The sequence below is a fragment of the Salipiger abyssi genome, from assembly GCF_001975705.1.
Classification (GTDB): domain Bacteria; phylum Pseudomonadota; class Alphaproteobacteria; order Rhodobacterales; family Rhodobacteraceae; genus Salipiger; species Salipiger abyssi.
Genome location: NZ_CP015093.1, coordinates 3,699,459 through 3,715,214, shown reverse-complemented (window position 1 = coordinate 3,715,214; position 15,756 = coordinate 3,699,459). Strand labels below are relative to the sequence as shown.

Annotated in this window: 17 protein-coding genes; 10 read left to right on the top strand and 7 right to left on the bottom strand. The window is 67.7% G+C overall.

What is annotated here, in order from left to right; all coding sequences use genetic code 11:
• Positions 1-17 precede the first annotated feature (17 nt).
• Complete coding sequence (gene frr / locus Ga0080574_RS21660) at positions 18-581, bottom strand: ribosome recycling factor (protein ID WP_076704428.1); 564 nt, start codon at positions 579-581, stop codon at positions 18-20.
• A 203-nt stretch (positions 582-784) separates the two neighbouring features.
• Positions 785-1,513, bottom strand: coding sequence for a UMP kinase (gene pyrH / locus Ga0080574_RS21655; RefSeq protein ID WP_198039756.1), 729 nt, complete (start codon positions 1,511-1,513; stop codon positions 785-787).
• Between the two features lie 99 nt (positions 1,514-1,612).
• Between pyrH and miaA the strand changes: the two genes are divergently transcribed.
• The 3 genes from miaA to Ga0080574_RS21640 all read left to right on the top strand — a co-directional run bounded on the left by miaA (position 1,613) and on the right by Ga0080574_RS21640 (position 5,085).
• Positions 1,613-2,509, top strand: coding sequence for a tRNA (adenosine(37)-N6)-dimethylallyltransferase MiaA (miaA, locus tag Ga0080574_RS21650; protein WP_083716979.1), 897 nt, complete (start codon positions 1,613-1,615; stop codon positions 2,507-2,509).
• On the top strand, positions 2,506-3,330 hold the full coding sequence (locus Ga0080574_RS21645) for a helix-turn-helix domain-containing protein (protein WP_076704423.1): 825 nt from the start codon (positions 2,506-2,508) through the stop codon (positions 3,328-3,330). Before miaA ends, Ga0080574_RS21645 begins: the two co-directional genes overlap by 4 nt.
• A gap of 93 nt (positions 3,331-3,423) precedes the next feature.
• The gene (locus Ga0080574_RS21640) at positions 3,424-5,085 is read left to right on the top strand and encodes an ABC transporter substrate-binding protein (protein ID WP_076704420.1); all 1,662 of its coding nucleotides are present in this window, start codon (positions 3,424-3,426) and stop codon (positions 5,083-5,085) included.
• A 232-nt stretch (positions 5,086-5,317) separates the two neighbouring features.
• On the opposite strand, the gene Ga0080574_RS21635 is transcribed toward Ga0080574_RS21640, so the two are convergent.
• Together Ga0080574_RS21635 and Ga0080574_RS21630 are read right to left on the bottom strand one after the other, a co-directional pair.
• The gene (locus Ga0080574_RS21635) at positions 5,318-6,466 is read right to left on the bottom strand and encodes a cytochrome-c peroxidase (RefSeq protein ID WP_076704417.1); all 1,149 of its coding nucleotides are present in this window, start codon (positions 6,464-6,466) and stop codon (positions 5,318-5,320) included.
• A 112-nt stretch (positions 6,467-6,578) separates the two neighbouring features.
• Positions 6,579-7,196: a lytic transglycosylase domain-containing protein gene (locus Ga0080574_RS21630; RefSeq protein ID WP_076704414.1), complete on the bottom strand. Its 618-nt coding sequence runs from the start codon at positions 7,194-7,196 to the stop codon at positions 6,579-6,581.
• Positions 7,197-7,404: 208 nt separating this feature from the next.
• On the opposite strand from Ga0080574_RS21630, the gene ssb reads away from it, so the two are divergent.
• A complete protein-coding gene (gene ssb, locus Ga0080574_RS21625) occupies positions 7,405-7,926 on the top strand; it encodes a single-stranded DNA-binding protein (RefSeq protein WP_076704411.1) in 522 nt (173 codons plus the stop codon).
• A gap of 87 nt (positions 7,927-8,013) precedes the next feature.
• Here ssb and Ga0080574_RS21620 read toward each other — a convergent pair whose 3' ends face one another.
• Entirely contained in the window at positions 8,014-9,126 is a 1,113-nt protein-coding gene (locus Ga0080574_RS21620; RefSeq protein WP_076704408.1) for a Ppx/GppA phosphatase family protein, read from the bottom strand.
• A 32-nt stretch (positions 9,127-9,158) separates the two neighbouring features.
• Positions 9,159-9,857 (bottom strand): sulfotransferase family 2 domain-containing protein, encoded by a 699-nt coding sequence (locus Ga0080574_RS21615; RefSeq protein WP_076704406.1) that lies wholly within the window; start codon positions 9,855-9,857, stop codon positions 9,159-9,161.
• Positions 9,858-10,056: 199 nt separating this feature from the next.
• On the opposite strand from Ga0080574_RS21615, the gene Ga0080574_RS21610 reads away from it, so the two are divergent.
• From Ga0080574_RS21610 to Ga0080574_RS21585, 6 genes are all read left to right on the top strand, one after another.
• Positions 10,057-10,365, top strand: coding sequence for a virulence factor (locus Ga0080574_RS21610; protein ID WP_076704403.1), 309 nt, complete (start codon positions 10,057-10,059; stop codon positions 10,363-10,365).
• Positions 10,366-10,382: 17 nt separating this feature from the next.
• Positions 10,383-11,306 carry a methylenetetrahydrofolate reductase gene (locus Ga0080574_RS21605; protein WP_076704401.1) on the top strand — a complete coding sequence of 308 codons (924 nt, stop codon included), beginning with the start codon at positions 10,383-10,385 and terminating at the stop codon, positions 11,304-11,306.
• A 21-nt stretch (positions 11,307-11,327) separates the two neighbouring features.
• Positions 11,328-11,990 carry an HAD family hydrolase gene (locus Ga0080574_RS21600; protein WP_076704399.1) on the top strand — a complete coding sequence of 221 codons (663 nt, stop codon included), beginning with the start codon at positions 11,328-11,330 and terminating at the stop codon, positions 11,988-11,990.
• Entirely contained in the window at positions 11,987-13,054 is a 1,068-nt protein-coding gene (locus Ga0080574_RS21595; RefSeq protein ID WP_076704396.1) for a methyltetrahydrofolate cobalamin methyltransferase, read from the top strand. Before Ga0080574_RS21600 ends, Ga0080574_RS21595 begins: the two co-directional genes overlap by 4 nt.
• Positions 13,055-13,189: 135 nt before the next feature.
• Positions 13,190-14,206: a betaine--homocysteine S-methyltransferase gene (gene bmt / locus Ga0080574_RS21590; protein WP_076704393.1), complete on the top strand. Its 1,017-nt coding sequence runs from the start codon at positions 13,190-13,192 to the stop codon at positions 14,204-14,206.
• 35 nt (positions 14,207-14,241) lie between these two features.
• On the top strand, positions 14,242-14,472 hold the full coding sequence (locus Ga0080574_RS21585) for an N-(5'-phosphoribosyl)anthranilate isomerase (protein ID WP_076704390.1): 231 nt from the start codon (positions 14,242-14,244) through the stop codon (positions 14,470-14,472).
• A gap of 79 nt (positions 14,473-14,551) precedes the next feature.
• Here Ga0080574_RS21585 and Ga0080574_RS21580 read toward each other — a convergent pair whose 3' ends face one another.
• A complete protein-coding gene (locus tag Ga0080574_RS21580) occupies positions 14,552-15,637 on the bottom strand; it encodes a PA0069 family radical SAM protein (protein WP_076704387.1) in 1,086 nt (361 codons plus the stop codon).
• Between the last annotated feature and the right edge of the window lie 119 nt (positions 15,638-15,756).

Below are 15,756 nucleotides of genomic sequence, written 5' to 3'. Positions count from 1 at the left end.
GGCACCGCCGGTCCGGATCAGACCTGCATGATCTCTTCCTGCTTGTGCTCGAGCGCCTCGTCCACCTTCTTGATATAGGTGTCGGTCAGCTCCTGCACTTCGGTCTCCCAGAACTTCTGGTCGTCCTCCGACATGCCGTCGGATTTGGCCTTCTTGATCTGGTCCATGCCATCGCGGCGCACGTTGCGAATCGCGACACGCGCGTGTTCGGCATATTGCCCGGCAACTTTGCCCAATTCGCGGCGGCGCTCCTCGTTCAGCTCGGGGATCGGCAGCATGATGATGGTGCCGTTGAGCTGCGGGTTGATGCCGAGCCCGCTCTCGCGGATCGCCTTCTCGACCTTGCCGACGAGCCCCTTGTCCCAGACATTGACCGTCACCATGCGCGGCTCGGGCACGTTCACCGTGCCGACCTGGTTGATCGGGGTCATCGCGCCATAGGCGTCGACCATCACCGGCTCCAGCATCGAGGCCGAGGCCCGCCCGGTGCGCAGCGAGGCGAATTCCGTGCGCAGGTTCGACATGGCGCCATCCATGCGGCGCTTGAGATCGTCGGTGTCGAGTTCGAAATCTTCTGACATGTTGGTCTTGCCCGCTCAGGTGTTTGTCGTTCCGCCCGCTTTCTAGGACAGGCGCGCCCGGATGTATAGCGCTTTGCCTCGGCTCCGCCGCCTCGCAGCGGGCAAGCGCGCAGCCCTTCACCCTTCATCTTTCTGAAAATACTCAAAAAACAACATCTGCCGAGGCACCGGCGCCGGGCCGGTGCCGCTACCGTCTCCGCTGCTCAGCCATGCACGGTGGTATAGGTGCCCTCGCCCGCCAGAATGCCCTTGAACCCGCCCGGCTCGTCGAGCGAGAACACGATGATCGGCAGGTGGTTGTCCCGCGCCAGCGCAATCGCCGAGGCGTCCATCACCTTGAGATGCTTGGCCAGCACGTCGTCATAGCTGATCTTGTCGAAGCGCACCGCGTCGTCATGCTTCATCGGGTCCTTGTCATAGACCCCGTCCACGCCGTTCTTGCCCATGAAGATCGCCTCGCAAGCCATCTCGTTGGCGCGCAGCGTCGCGGCGGTATCGGTGGTGAAATAGGGGTTGCCGGTGCCGGCGGCAAAGATGCAGACCCGCTTCTTCTCCAGGTGGCGGACCGCGCGGCGGCGGATATAGGGCTCGGCCACCTCGTCCATGCGAATGGCAGTGATCACCCGGGTGAAGACGCCATGCTCTTCCAGCGCCGACTGCATCGCCAGCGCGTTCATCACGGTGGCCAGCATGCCCATGTAATCGGCGGTGGTCCGCTCCATCCCCTGTGCCGAGCCCGCAAGCCCGCGAAAGATGTTGCCGCCGCCGATGACCATGCAGATCTCGACGCCCATGTCGTGCACCGATTTCACCTCGCGGGCGATGCGTTCCACGGTCGGCGGATGCAGCCCGTAGCCCTGGTCGCCCATCAGCGCCTCGCCCGAGATTTTCAGCAACACGCGCTTGAAGGTGGTCTGCGAGGTGTCGGTCATGTTGCGCTCCATCGGCGAGGGGGTCTAGGATCGGCGCCATATGTGGCGGAAAACCTCTGCGGCTGCAATGCCGCAGCGGAGGGCGCGAAGGAGGGCGCGGTGGCCGATATTCTGACCCGGCTGGCGCCCGATCCCCGGCGCCCGGTGCTGATCGCGGGACCGACCGCCAGCGGCAAATCCGCGCTCGCGCTGGAAATCGCGGAAAATCAGGGCGGTGTGATCGTCAATGCCGATGCGATCCAGGTGTTTTCCGACTGGAGGGTGCTGACCGCGCGGCCTTCGGAGGCCGAGGAATTGCGCGCACCGCACCGGCTTTACGGTCATGTGCCGGGCGATCATGCCTATTCGGTGGGCGAGTGGCTGCGCGATCTGGTGCCGCTGCTGGCGGGGCCGGAGCGGCCTATTATCGTCGGCGGCACCGGGCTCTATTTCACCGCGCTGACCGAGGGGCTGGCCGAGATCCCCGCCACCCCGCCGGAAATCCGCGCAGAGGCCATGGCGCGGCTCGAGGCCGGCGAGCTCGCGGCGATGGTGGCCGAACTCGACCCCGAGACCCGCGCCCGCATCGACCTGGCCAACCCCATGCGCGTGCAGCGCGCCTGGGAGGTGCTGCGCGCCACCGGGCGCGGCATTGCCGCCTGGCAGGCCGAGACGCCGCCGCCGCTGCTGCCGCTCGCCGAGGCGCAGCCCATCCTCTTCGATGCGCCCAAGGACTGGCTCGACACCCGCATCGAGACGCGGTTCCGCAAGATGCTGCGCAGCGGCGCGCTCGACGAGGCGCGGGCCAACCTCCCCGACTGGTCGCCCGCCCTGCCCTCGGCCAAGGCCATCGGCGCGGCGGAGCTGATGGCGCATCTGCGCGGCGAGATGCCACTGGACGAGGTCACCACCCGCGCCACCGTGCTCACACGGCAATTCGCCAAGCGCCAGCGCACCTGGTTCCGCGCCCGCATGAAGGGCTGGCCGACGCTCAGCCCGGCAGAGGTGGGCGCATGAGCGCCGCCGCCCAGACCGGGGCGCCGGCGCGCGTCGTCTCGCTGGGTCAGGTCTCGGGCTGGCAATACCGGCTGCTGCACGACCGGGCCGAGCATACGCTGCTCTGGCTGACGCGGGGCCAGGGCCGGGTGATCGTCGACGGCACGCGGCGCGGGCTCGGGCCGCATAATGCGCTCTTCCTGCCCGCCGGGACGCTGTTTTCGCTGGAGACCGGGCCGCAGAGCCTCGGCATGCTGATGCATTGCCCGGCAGGGCTCACCGGGTTTTTCCCCGGCGAGCCGCTGCATCTGCGCATCCGCGAGGGATTCGCCCAGGCCGAGCTCACCGCCGAGCTCGACGCGATGCTGCGCGAGGCGGGTCAGGGCCGCGCCATGCTGACCGAGGCGCTCGACGCGCATGCGCGGCTGGTCGCGGTCTGGCTGCACCGCCAGATCGCCGCCGGCACCCAGGACACGCGGCGCGACAGCGCCGGGCAGCGGCTGATGCGGCTCTTCAGCGGCGCGCTCTGTGCGGGATTCCGCAGCGACCGGGGGGTGTCGGATTACGCGGCGGCGCTCGGCGTCACCGCGACCCATCTCACCCGCACCGCCCGCGCCGCCTGCGGCATGACCGCCGCCGCCATGCTGGCCGAGCGCAAGCTGCACGAGGCGCACCGGCTGCTGAGCCATCCGGCGCCGCCGGTGAACCGCATCGCCAGCGATCTGGGCTTTCACAGCGCGCCCTATTTCACCCGCTTCATCCGCAGCCATACCGGCCTCTCGCCGACCGAGATCCGCCGCGGCACCCGCGCGTCCGGCAGCCGCGTCGCCCATCACCGCTGAGCGCCGCGCAAAACCCCTTGCCCCGAAAGCCCGATCCGGGCTTTCATCGGCGCGGGTGGCAGATCGGTCCTGCGTGGCCAGGAGGAGAACCGCATGACGCAACCGGAGATACACCCGGCCGCATCGCTCTATGCCCGCGAGCTGGCCGAGGGAAAGCTCGGCCGGCGCGAGTTCCTGACAAGGGTCACCGCGCTGGGGCTCGGGACCGCGAGCGCCTATGCGCTGGGCGGGCTCGCGGCGCCGGCCCGCGCGGAGGAGGCGCCGCAAGGGGCCGAGGACGCGGTGCTGCGGATCCAGACGGAGGTGCGCCCGCTCAAGGATCCGCGCACCGCCGACTGGTCGGAAATCGCCAATATCACCCGGGGCTGGCTGGAATATCTCGTCGAGTACAATCGCGACGGCAGCGTGCGCGGCATGCTTCTGGAGCGCTGGGAGGCCAATGACGACGCCACCGAGTACCGGCTGCATATCCGCCCCGGCGTGACCTGGAACACCGGCGAGCCTTTCACCGCCGCCGATGTCGCGCGCATGTTCCACTACTGGTGCGACCGCGATGCCGAGGGCAATTCCATGGCCGGGCGGCTGGCGGCGCTGGTCGACCGCGAGACCGGCAAGCTGCGCGACGGCGCGGTCACCGTCGAGGACGACCTGACCCTGCGCCTGCGCCTCGCCGCCCCGGATGTGGCGCTGATGGTGAACCTCGCCGATTATCCCGCCGCGGTGGTTCATGCCAGCCACAGCCCCGAGACCATGCTGGACACCCCCATCGGCACCGGCCCCTACCTGCCGGAAACCGTGCGGCCCGGCGAGCGCGCGGTGCTGGTGCGCAATCACGCCCATGACTGGTGGGGCGCACGGGCCGAGGGCTTTGGCGGCGCCACGCTGGAGCGCATCGAGTTTCTCGATTACGGCACCGATCCGGCAAGCTGGCTCGCTGCCGCCGAGCGCGGCGAGATCGACATGCTCTACGAGAATATCGGCGATTTCATCGCGCTGGGCGATCAGATCGGCTGGCAGCGCTCGGAGGTCTCTACAGGCTCCACAGTGGTGCTGCGCGCAAACCAGACCGCACTCGTGGATGGGCGCGCGCCCTATGCGGACCGCCGCGTCCGCAAGGCGCTGCAACTGGCCATCGACAATGAAATCTGTCTGGAGCTCGGCCATTCCGGCCTCGGCACCGTGGCGCAGAACCATCATGTCGCCCCGGTGCATCCCGATTACGCCGATATCGGCCCAACGGAATACGACCCCGCCGCCGCCCTGCCGCTGATGGAAGAGGCCGGGCTGGCAGCCTTCGAACACGAGCTGATCACGCTCGACGACGGGCTGACCATGCGCAGCGGCGATGCGGCGGCGGCAATGCTGCGCGATGCCGGGCTCAAGGTCCGCCGCACGGTGCTGCCCGGCTCACGCTTCTGGTCCGACTGGACGGCCTATCCGCTCTCGGTCACCGAGTGGAACCACCGCCCGCTCGGCATTCAGGTGCTGGCGCTGGCCTATCGCTCCGGCGAGCCCTGGAACGAGAGCGGCTATGCCAATCCCGCGTTCGACGCGCTGGTCGCCGAGGCGCTGACCGTCGCCGATGCCGAGACGCGCCGCGAGGTGATGGCGCGGATCGAACGGCTGTTGCAGGAGGATGCGGTGATCGTGCAGCCCTATTGGCGCTCGCTCTACCGCCATTTCCGGCCCGGCGTGACCGGCGCCGAGATGCATCCGTCCTTCGAGATCCATCTCTACAAGCTGGGCCTGTCGTGAGGCGGTAAACATCGTTCCAGCCAACCCTTTGACTTCCGCGCAACGGGAGCCGGGCCCAGCGGCTGCCCGTGGGGTGCCGCAATGGCCGCAGAATCCAGTACTTTATCCCCACCAAGTCCGAAAGACCTCGCAACTCAGCGCTGACGTCGCCAAAGCGGCAGCCCGCCCGGACGGGCAGCCGCTGGGCCCGGCGCCTTCGGCTTGATTCCGGGCCTGGGTGCGGGGATTTGGCCTACTCCTCCAGCAACCCCTCATAGCGCGCATCCGTCAGCGTCTCGAGAAACGCCACCAGCGCGTCGATGCGCTTGTCGTCGAGCGCCGGCCCCTCGGTCAGCTCCTCCATGGCGATGTTCTCGGCGATCTCCGGCGCGGCAAAGGGCTCCCCGGTCTCCGGGTTGATCTTCCGCGCCTCGTTGCGGGTGTTGTAGCTGTTGTAGAACAGGATGACCGTGCGCAGATCCTCGAACACGCCGTTATGCATGTAAGGCCCCGTCACCGCGACGTTGCGCAGCGTCGGCGTGCGGTAGCGCCCCGCGGTATCGGGCCTGTCCTCCACCCCGGGATTGGCGCGCAGCCCGGCATCGGCGATCTCGACCCCGTTGAGCGCGCGCAGATCGGTGTTCTCCGGCACCCCGAGATTGTAATAATGGTAGTCGGAGAAGGTCTCTTCCGGGTCGATGGCGCTGCGGCGCAGCTGATGGCACAGATTGCAGTTGGTGAATTGCTGCGAGAAGAACAGCAGCCGCCCCAGCTCTTCCTCCTGCGTCAGCTCTGCCTCGCCGCGCAGAAACCGGTCGTATTTCGAATCGAAGGGCGCAAATTCCGGCTGCCGTTCAAACGCCGCGATGGCGCGGGTCATGGCGTCATAGGCGGCCTCTTCATCCTCCAGCACGCCCTTGCCGAAGAGCGCCGGAAAGGCTGCCTGATATTCGGGCTTTTCGCGCAGCCGCGCCAGCACCGCGCCCTTGTCGGCCATGCCCATCTCGATCGGGTTGAGCGGCGGCCCGCCGGCCTGCTCCTCCAGCGTGGCGGCGCGCCCGTCATGAAAGAGCCCGCCCATCCATTGCCCGTCCTCATCCTGCCCGAAGGCCGGCGCATAGGCGGCATAGGTGGCGGTGGGCGCGTTGCGGTCGCCGAAAGAGCTGCCGTCATCGCCAGTCGAGGCGGCGCCACGCGGATCGGCAAAAGCAAAGGCCGGATCGTGACAGGTCGCGCAGCTCTGGGTGCGGTTCGCCGAGAGATCGGTGTCGAAGAACAACGCCTCGCCAAGTGCCTCGATGCTCTGCGGCGGCCCCGGCTCGGTCGAGCGCAGCGCCGTGGCGCTGAGCCCGGCGGTAAGCGCGGCAAGAACGGCGAGGCTGAGGATCGGGGCGGGTTTCATGCATGCGTCTCCAATTCGGGAGCAAGAATGCACGCCCTCCTATACCCCTCCTTGACCTCGGTCAATTTTTCAGAGGGTTTTAGTCGGAAATTGTGATCGACCGGGGGCGGCCTCAGCTGCCCCAGATGATCTTCACGTAGTTGCGGGTCTCGCGATAGGGCGGCACGCCGCCATGTTTCTCGACCGCGCCCGGCCCCGCGTTATAGGCGGCGAGCGCCAGCCGCCAGGAGCCGAATTTCGCATATTGCGCCTTGAGATAGCGCGCCCCGCCTTCGAGATTCTGCGCCGGGTCGTTGGGGTTCACCCCGAGCTGGCGGGCAGTGAAGGGCATGAGCTGCGCCAGCCCGATGGCGCCCTTGTGGGATTTTGCGCGCGGGTTGAAATTCGATTCCTGCTTCACCAGCCGCAAAAAGAGATCCTCGGGCACACCATGGCGCCGCGCCGCGACCCGGGCCATATCTGCGTAAGGCCCGTCATAGCGCCCGCGATAGACCGGCACGCGGCCCTCGTCGCCGCCCATCGGGCCCCATTTCGTCGGCGTGACCACCGACGGCGGCTGGAGCCGCACCGAGCTGCGATACTGTTCCGAAGCGCGCGTATCGAGAACGCTGGTCTGTTTGCGGAACAATTTGACCCGGTTCTTGGTTGAGATCGTATCCGCCTGTGCGGCCGTGGCAAAGATCCCGGCGCATAGCAGTGCCGGCAGCGCATGACGTTGCAGAACCCGCATGAGGTACCCAATCCTGTCCCTTTTTCCCTTCGCGCGACTATACAGACTGAGCAGGAATGTGCCAGCCTTTGCCCGAAGCGCGGGCAATCCGTCGCTTACCGCTTGTTAATCAAGTTTCCGGCAGGATGCGGTGGCGCAGCGGGACGGGGCTGTGTAAGGCTCGTCGAAACCCTGCGGGGAAAGAATCGGACGAGACAGCGAGGATGACATGGCCGGCTCTGTGAACAAGGTGATCCTGGTGGGCAATCTGGGCGCGGACCCGGAGGTGCGCACCTTCCAGAATGGCGGCAAGGTCTGCAACCTGCGCATCGCCACCTCCGAAAACTGGAAAGACCGCAACACCGGCGAGCGGCGCGAACGCACCGAATGGCATCAGGTGGCGATCTTCTCGGAACCGCTGGCGCGCATCGCCGAGCAATATCTGCGCAAAGGCTCCAAGGTCTATCTCGAAGGCCAGCTCGAAACGCGCAAATGGCAGGACCAGTCGGGTCAGGACCGCTACAGCACCGAAGTGGTGCTGCGCCCCTATCGCGGCGAGCTGACGCTGCTCGACAGCCGTGGCGGCGGTGGCGGCGGCGGTGATTTCGGTGGCTCGGGCGGCGGCTACAGCGGTGGCGGTAGCGGCGGCGGCGGTGGTTACGGCGGCGGTCGCGACGATTACTCGGGCGGCGGCGGCTCCGGCCCGTCGCGGGCGCCCTCGCGCGATCTCGACGACGAGATCCCGTTCTGAGCCAGACCACTCCGGCAAGATAAGAATGGCTCGGCGCTCCTCATGGAGCCCGGGCCTTTTCTTTTGCCTGACATGCGCCGGAGAGGCTCAGAGCGGCCCGTCCTCCAGCACGCCATCGGCGGACATCTGGGCATAAAGCAGCCCCTCGCGCAGCCCCCGGTCGGCGACCGACAGCCGGTCGGTCGGCCAGAGCCGCAGCAGCGCCTGGAGGATCGCCGCGCCGGACATGATCAGCGTCTGCCGGTCCTGGCCGATACGCGGATCGCGCCGCCGCCCCACCGGCCCCAGATCGAGATAGCGCTGGATCACCGCCTCGATCTGGTCCGACGACATGCGCAGCCCGTCCACCTTGGTGCGGTCGTAGCGCCGCAGCCCGAGATGCGAGGCCGCCACCGTGGTGACCGTGCCGCTGGTGCCGACGATCTGGAAGCCCTCGCGCGCCTGCACATCCTTGTAAGGGGCGAATTCCGAGAGCTGCTCTTCGAAGAACCAGCTCATCAGCGCATAGCGCGCCGCATCGTCCTCGACATCGGAGAACTGGTCGCGCAGCGTCGCCACCCCCAGCGGCACCGAGATCCAGTCGACCACCTTGGCCGCCGGAAACGGGCTTTCGGGCGGGTGAAAACCCGCATGCAGCCGCATGATCGCCGCCGGACGGTCGCGCCGGGGCACGGAAGAGAGGTCGATCCAGACCAGCTCGGTCGAGCCGCCGCCGATATCGACCACCAGAAGCTGCTCGGTCCGGGTCGAGACCAGCGGCGCGCAGGAAATCACCGCAAGCCGCGCCTCCTCCTCCGGCTGGATGATTTCGAGCGAGAGCCCGGTCTCGCGGCGCACCTGCCGGATGAAATCGCGCGCGTTCTGTGCCCGGCGGCAGGCCTCGGTCGCCACCAGCCGCATATGGGTCACATTATGCCGCCTGATCTTTTGCTGACAGACCCGCAGCGCGCCGATGGTGCGCGTCATCGAGGCACGCGAAAGCCGCCCGCTCCGCTCAAGGCCATGCCCGAGCTGAACGGATTTCGAGAATGAGTCGACCACATGGAATTGGCTGCCCTTTGGCTGGGCAATCAACATGCGGCAACTGTTCGTACCCAGATCCAGCGCGGCATAGAGCGCATTTGGATCGGGCGGTATCGGCGCGGGGCTCTCGACCGGTTTCGGGAAAGCGCCCGCACCTCTGGGACGCCTGGGCGCCATTTTCGTGCGCCTTTCCGAATTTTAAGTTGGCTCTAGGATACGCGGGGGCGCGGCACCGTGCAAGAGACATGCTGGTCCCGGGCGAAGGGATTGTCGAAGAAATCCGACAGATAGCCGTATTCGTCGTCGAGATAGTCGCGGATCGCCGCGTGGGTCTCGGGGCGCAGATCCGCCAGGCCGAGCCTCGCGGTGCTGGAATTCTCCTGCGCGATGTCGACCGGCAGCCCCGTGCGCTCTGCCAGATCTAGCCCGAACCGGCTCAGCTCGGCGGTGCGGTAGATCCGGTCGTAGCGGCGCAGATCCGGCCCGAGAAACAGCCAGGCCGGCATGGCATGATGCTTGATCGCAGAAGAGGCCTGCACGTAGGCGCGCAGGTTCTGGAAAAAGAAATCCGGATCGGGGTCTTTGGGCAGATCGACGCGCCCGCGCAGGATCTTGCGGCAATTGTGCAGATCGCGGAACTCCACCACCCGGTTGGTGTAGACGGAAAGCAGCCGCTTGAGCGGGTCGCGCACGACGCAGAACCGCCAGTAGGTCTCGTAGCGCTCCCAGCGATGCGGGCGAAAGCGCCGGGTCGGATAGATCCGGTGCCAGGTCGTGACGTCGCGCTGATCTTCGGGCGGCAGGGTCACGGCGGGGTCGATCTTGGCGAGCGCCGCCTTGACGGTGGAACAGCCGGCCTTGGGCAGCGCCATATAGGCGATCCTGTGCGCATCGACCGCGATAACCATACCCCTGCCCGGCCTTTCTTTCCGAAAGCTTAACGATCTCAGCCTAGCATGATCGCGCAAACGCGCACAATCGCGGCCACCGGCCCGCGCGGCGAAGGGCTGCGACGTCGCTCCTTATGCCGCTTGTGTCGAAATCCGACCCTGACAGGCGGTCCTGCGCCGCTAAACAGGAAGGACCGGATCAGGGGAATCGCAGATCATGCCCGAGGTCACCATTGTCTACTGGCGCGACATCCCGGCGCAGGTCATCGTCGGCCGCGGCCGCCGGGGCGCCAAGGCCGCGCTGCCCGAACGGTTCGAGCAGGCGATCGACCGCGCGGCGATGAAGGTGGGCGCGTCGGACACCGACGCCTATCTCGCCGAATGGCGCAAGGGCGATCCCGTTTCGGCGGAGGGCGATCCGCAGGCGCTGGCCGAGGCCGAGGCCGCACGGATCGACACTGAGTATGATCGGGACCGGCTGAAGGCCCTGATCGGCAATGACGGTTGGGCGCACGCCCCGAGATGAGCATAAGGAACCGCTGGATGGCCCTTCTGAACTTCCGCAAACCGAAACCGGCCGTGCCCGGTGCCTCGCTGGAAAGCTTCCTTGCGGGCTATTCCATCGAGGTGATGCCGCGCACCGCCGCCAAGGTCGAGGATTTCCGCGCCCTCCTGCCCCGGGGCACCCGGGTCTATATCGCGCATATCGACGGCACGCCCATCGAGGAGATGGTCGATACCGCCAGACGGCTGGCCGGCGAAGGCTTTGAGGTCATGCCGCATTTCCCCGCCCGGATCATCTCGGACAAAGCGATGCTGGCCGACTGGATCGCCCGCTATCAGGGCGAGGCCGGCGTGCACCAAGGGCTGATCCTCGCCGGCGGCGTCGATACGCCCAAAGGTGATTTCCATTCCTCCATGCAGCTGCTGGAGACCGGGCTTTTCGACAAGGCGGGATTTGACCGGCTGCATGTGGCGGGCCACCCCGAGGGCAACCGCGATATCGACCCCGATGGCGGCGACGACACCGTCATGCAGGCGGCGCGCTGGAAGCAGGACTTCTCCGAGCGCACCGATGCGCGCATGGCGCTGGTGACGCAGTTCGCCTTCGAGGCTGAGCCGATCCTCGCCTGGGGCCAGCGGCTGCGCGACGCGGGCGTGACCCTGCCGATCCATATCGGGCTCGCCGGCCCCGCCAAGCTTCAGACGCTGATCAAGTTCGCCGTCGCCTGCGGCGTCGGTCCGTCGCTGCGCGTGCTCCAGAAACGCGCGCTCGATGTCGGCAAGCTGCTGCTGCCCTATGAGCCCACCGAACTCGCCGCCGAGCTCGCCGCGAAGAAGGCCGCCGATCCGGACTTCCCCATCGAGCAGGCGCATCTCTTCCCGCTCGGCGGGATCAAGACCTGTGCGACCTGGGCGTCGGATCACGGCGGCGCCTCCGCCCTGCCCGCCGCGCGCGCGGTCTGAGCGGCGGGGAGCGGCACGGGCATGACCAAAGCGCTCCTCTTCGATCTCGACGGCACGCTGCTGGTCTCCGATCCGCTGCATATCGCGGTGTTCGGCGAGTTCTTTGCCGAGCGTGGCCTGCCCTATTCCGAAGAGATCTATCACCGGAAGATCCACGGCGCGCATAATGCCGAGATCTTTCCGCAGCTCTTTCCGGGCGAGGACGCGCAGGCGCTGGCCGCCGAAAAGGAGGCGCGGTTTCGCGCCCGGCTGAGCCCCGGCACGCCGCCGATGCCCGGCGCGAAAGAGCTGCTCGACCGGGCGGCGCGCGAGGGCTGGGCGGTGGCGGTGGTGACCAACGCGCCGCGCGACAATGCCGAGCATATGATGCGCGCCATCGGGCTCGACGGCTATTTCGACGTGCTCGTGATCGGCGACGAATGCGCGCGCGGCAAGCCCGATCCGGAGCCTTATCTCGAAGCGATGCGGCGGCTGGGCGTGCGGCCGCAGGATTGCATCGCCTTCGAGGACAGCCAGAGCGGCATGCGCGCCGCGTCGCGCTCCGGCGCCTTCGCCATCGGCATCTGCTCGGGGCTGGCGCCCGACCGGCTGCGCGAGGCGGGCGCAAAGGCCACGATCACCGATTTCAGGGATGACGCGCTGCCGGGGCTTCTGGCACGTATTGAGGGAGAGACCACATCATGACCAGGACCGTTCTCGAGTCCCAGACCAAGACCGTCACCATCGGCTTTGACGAGCCGTTCTGCGTGATCGGCGAGCGCATCAACCCCACCGGCCGCAAGAAACTCGCAGCCGAGCTTGAGGCCGGCGATTTCTCGACCGTGGAAAAGGACGCGCTGGCGCAGGTCGCCGCCGGGGCCGGCGTGCTCGATATCAATGCGGGCGTGGTCTACAACTCCAATCCCAACCCGAACGAGACCGAACCGCCGCTGATGCGCTCCATCGTCGAGCTGGTGCAGGGGCTGGTGGATGTGCCGCTCTGCATCGACAGCTCAGTGCCTGGCGCGCTGGAGGCGGGGCTCGAGGCCGCCAATGGCCGCCCGCTGCTGAACTCGGTCACCGGCGAGGAAGAGCGGCTGGAGCTGGTGCTGCCGCTGGTCAAGAAATACAACGTGCCGGTGGTGGCGATCTCCAACGACGACACCGGCATTTCCGAAGATCCCGACGTGCGCTTTGCCGTGGCGAAAAAGATCGTCGAGCGCGCCGCCGATTTCGGCGTTCCCGCGCATGACATCGTGGTCGACCCGCTGGTGATGCCCATCGGCGCCATGGCCACCGCCGGCCAGCAGGTCTTTGCCCTCGTGCGCCGCCTGCGCGAGGAGCTGGGGGTGAACACCACCTGCGGCGCGTCGAACATCTCCTTCGGCCTGCCCAACCGGCATGGCGTCAACAACGCCTTCCTGCCCATGGCCATCGGCGCCGGCATGACCTCGGCGATCATGAACCCGGTCGCCCTGCCCGTCGCCCAGAGCAAGATCGCCGCCAAGCGCGAAGAGGTTGCGGCGGCGGGGGTGATCCTGCCGGAGGACATGGATGACGAGACCTTCGTGACGCTGTTCGGCATGGGCTCCACCCGCTCGAAACCGGGCTCGGAAATGGCCGCGATCCGCGCTGCCAACCTGCTGGTCAACCAGGATCCGCATGGCGGCGCCTGGATCGCCTTCAACAAGGCGCTGGAGGCCGGCGGCGAGGCAGCGGCTGGCGGTCGCGGCGGGCGCCGGGGCGGTGGACGCCGCCGCCGCGCCTGAGCAGAGCAAGAGGATCGCAGAGGCGGGGCGGATCTGCGCCCCGTCTTTGCCTTTCCTTCAGACCCGCGCCAGTATGACGGCGCTGGGCGCGGCCCGCCCGGGCGGCGCCGGAAAAACAGACCAGAGGCAGACACGATGACCGACGCACTGACCGAGATGCTCTCCACCCGCGACTGGCTGATGGCCGACGGGGCGACCGGCACCAACCTCTTCAATATGGGGCTGAGCTCGGGCGATGCGCCGGAATTCTGGAACGAGGATCACCCCGACCGCATCCGCAAGCTCTATCGCGACGCGGTGGAGGCGGGCTCTGACCTGTTCCTGACCAACAGTTTCGGCGCCAATGCCTCGCGGCTGAAGCTGCACGATGCCGCCCACCGCGCCCGCGAGCTGTCGCGCATGGCCGCGGAGCTGGGCCGCGAGGTGGCCGATGCCGCCGGGCGCAAGGTGGTGGTGGCGGGCTCGGTCGGGCCCACCGGCGAGATCATGGGCGCCGTCGGCACACTCAGCCACGAGGCGGCGGTGGAGATGTTCGAAGAGACCGCCACCGGGCTCAAGGAGGGCGGCGCCGATGTGCTCTGGGTCGAGACGATCTCGGCGCCCGAGGAGTTCCGCGCCGCCGCCGAGGCCTTTGCCAATGTGGGCATGCCCTGGTGCGGCACCATGAGCTTTGACACCGCCGGGCGCACGATGATGGGTCTGACCTCGGAGGCGTTTGTGAATCTGGTCGAGGCCCTGCCGAACCCACCCATCGCCTTCGGGGCCAATTGCGGCGTCGGCGCCTCGGATCTGATGCGCACGGTGCTGGGCTTTGCCGCCACCGGCACCGAACGGCCGATCATCGCCAAGGGCAATGCCGGCATCCCGCGCTACGAGGACGGGCATATCCATTACAACGGCACGCCGGAACTGATGGGGGAATATGCGGTGCTGGCGCGCGATGCCGGGGCGCGGATCATCGGCGGTTGCTGCGGCACCATGCCGGAGCATCTGCGCGCCATGCGCCACGCGCTGGAGACCCGCCCCAAAGGCCCGCGTCCGACGCTGGAGACCGTGGCGGAGGCGCTGGGCGGGTTCAGCTCGGAAAGCGATGGCACCGGCGATACCAGCGGCGCGCCGAAACGCGAGCGCCGGGGGCGGCGTCGCGGGTAAGGTTTATTTTACCATCCATGTGCAAGGCTGGCGGCATGAAAGACATGCCGCTTCCGATCTCGCCCGACCGCTGGCTCGGCCATCTCTTCGCCTCGCGCGCGGCGGCCTCGGGCGGTGTCGTGCGGCGCAGCACCCGGGATATCGAGCGGATCGTCGGGCGCGAGAGGTTCCTGGCCGAGCTCGATCGGCGCGGCTTTCGCGCGGTCGAGAATGCCGGGCAGATCATCGTCTTCTGCAACCGCGATGCGGTGAGGATTCTGCGCTGACGGCGGTGCTCGGAACCAAATTCCTTCGAAGGAATTTGCAAATCTCTTCGAAGAGATTTGGCCGCGCTCAGTACAGCGCTCAGAACAGGCTCAGCTGATCCCCTGCCCGCGCCGGCACCCGGAACAGATCGCAGCGCAGGCGCGGTTGTTCCGCATCGAGCCCCAGCCGCCGCGCCGCCTTGTCGAAGCGCTGCGCCACGATCTCTGCATAAGGCCCCTCGCCGCGCATCCGGTGATGCCAGCGCGATGAATAGTCCTGCCCGCCATGCATCTCGCGCAGCCGCGCCATCACCCGCGCCGCACGGCCCGGATAATGCTCCTCCAGCCAGGCGCGCCAGAGCGGCGCCACCTCCAGCGGCAGCCGCAGCATGATCCAGCTCGCCGCCGTCGCCCCCGCTTCCGCCCCGGCCTCCAGGATACGCTCAAGCTCGGGATCGCTCAGCGCCGGCACGATGGGCGAGGCCATGACCCGCACCGGGATCCCCGCTGCGCTGAGCCGCCGGATCGCCGCCAGCCGCCGGCGCGGCGAGGGCGCACGCGGCTCCATCTTTCGCGCCAGATCCGCATCCAGCGTGGTGACCGAGATTCCCACCCGCACCAGCCCCTCTGCCGCCATCTCGCCCAGAATGTCGATATCGCGTTCCACCAGCGCGCCCTTGGTGACGATGGCCAGCGGGTGGCGGAAGTCCCGCAGCACCTCCAGACAGCCGCGCATGATGCGCCGGTCGCGCTCCGCCGGCTGGTAGGGGTCGGTATTGGTGCCGATTGCCAGCGGCGCCACCTTGTAACGCTTCGCCCGCAGTTCACGCTCGAGCATTTGCGGCGCCTCTGGTCGCGCCACCAGCCGGGTTTCGAAATCGAGCCCTGGCGAGAGCCCGAGATAGGCGTGGCTGGGCCGCGCGAAGCAGTAGATGCAGCCATGCTCGCAGCCGCGATAGGGGTTGATCGTGCGGTCGAAGGGCAGATCCGGCGAGCGCACATAATTGATCAGGCTGCGCGGTCGCTCCTCGCGGATCTCGGTGCGCAGCGGCACCAGCTCCTCCTCGATCTCCCAGCCGTCATGCGTGTCCTCGTAATGCAGCCGCTCGAACCGCCCGGTCTCGCGGCTGGCGGCGCCACGGGCGCGGCGGCGCTCGGGCGCGACGGATCGGGGGCTGTCGGTCATAAAGAAAATATTAGAACATATCATGAACACTGGCAAGGCATGCGCGCCAAGGTCGCAGGCGGCGCGGCGCGTGTCGCAAATATCCAAGCGCGCTGGTCTCTCAGGCCGCAGGACTTGGG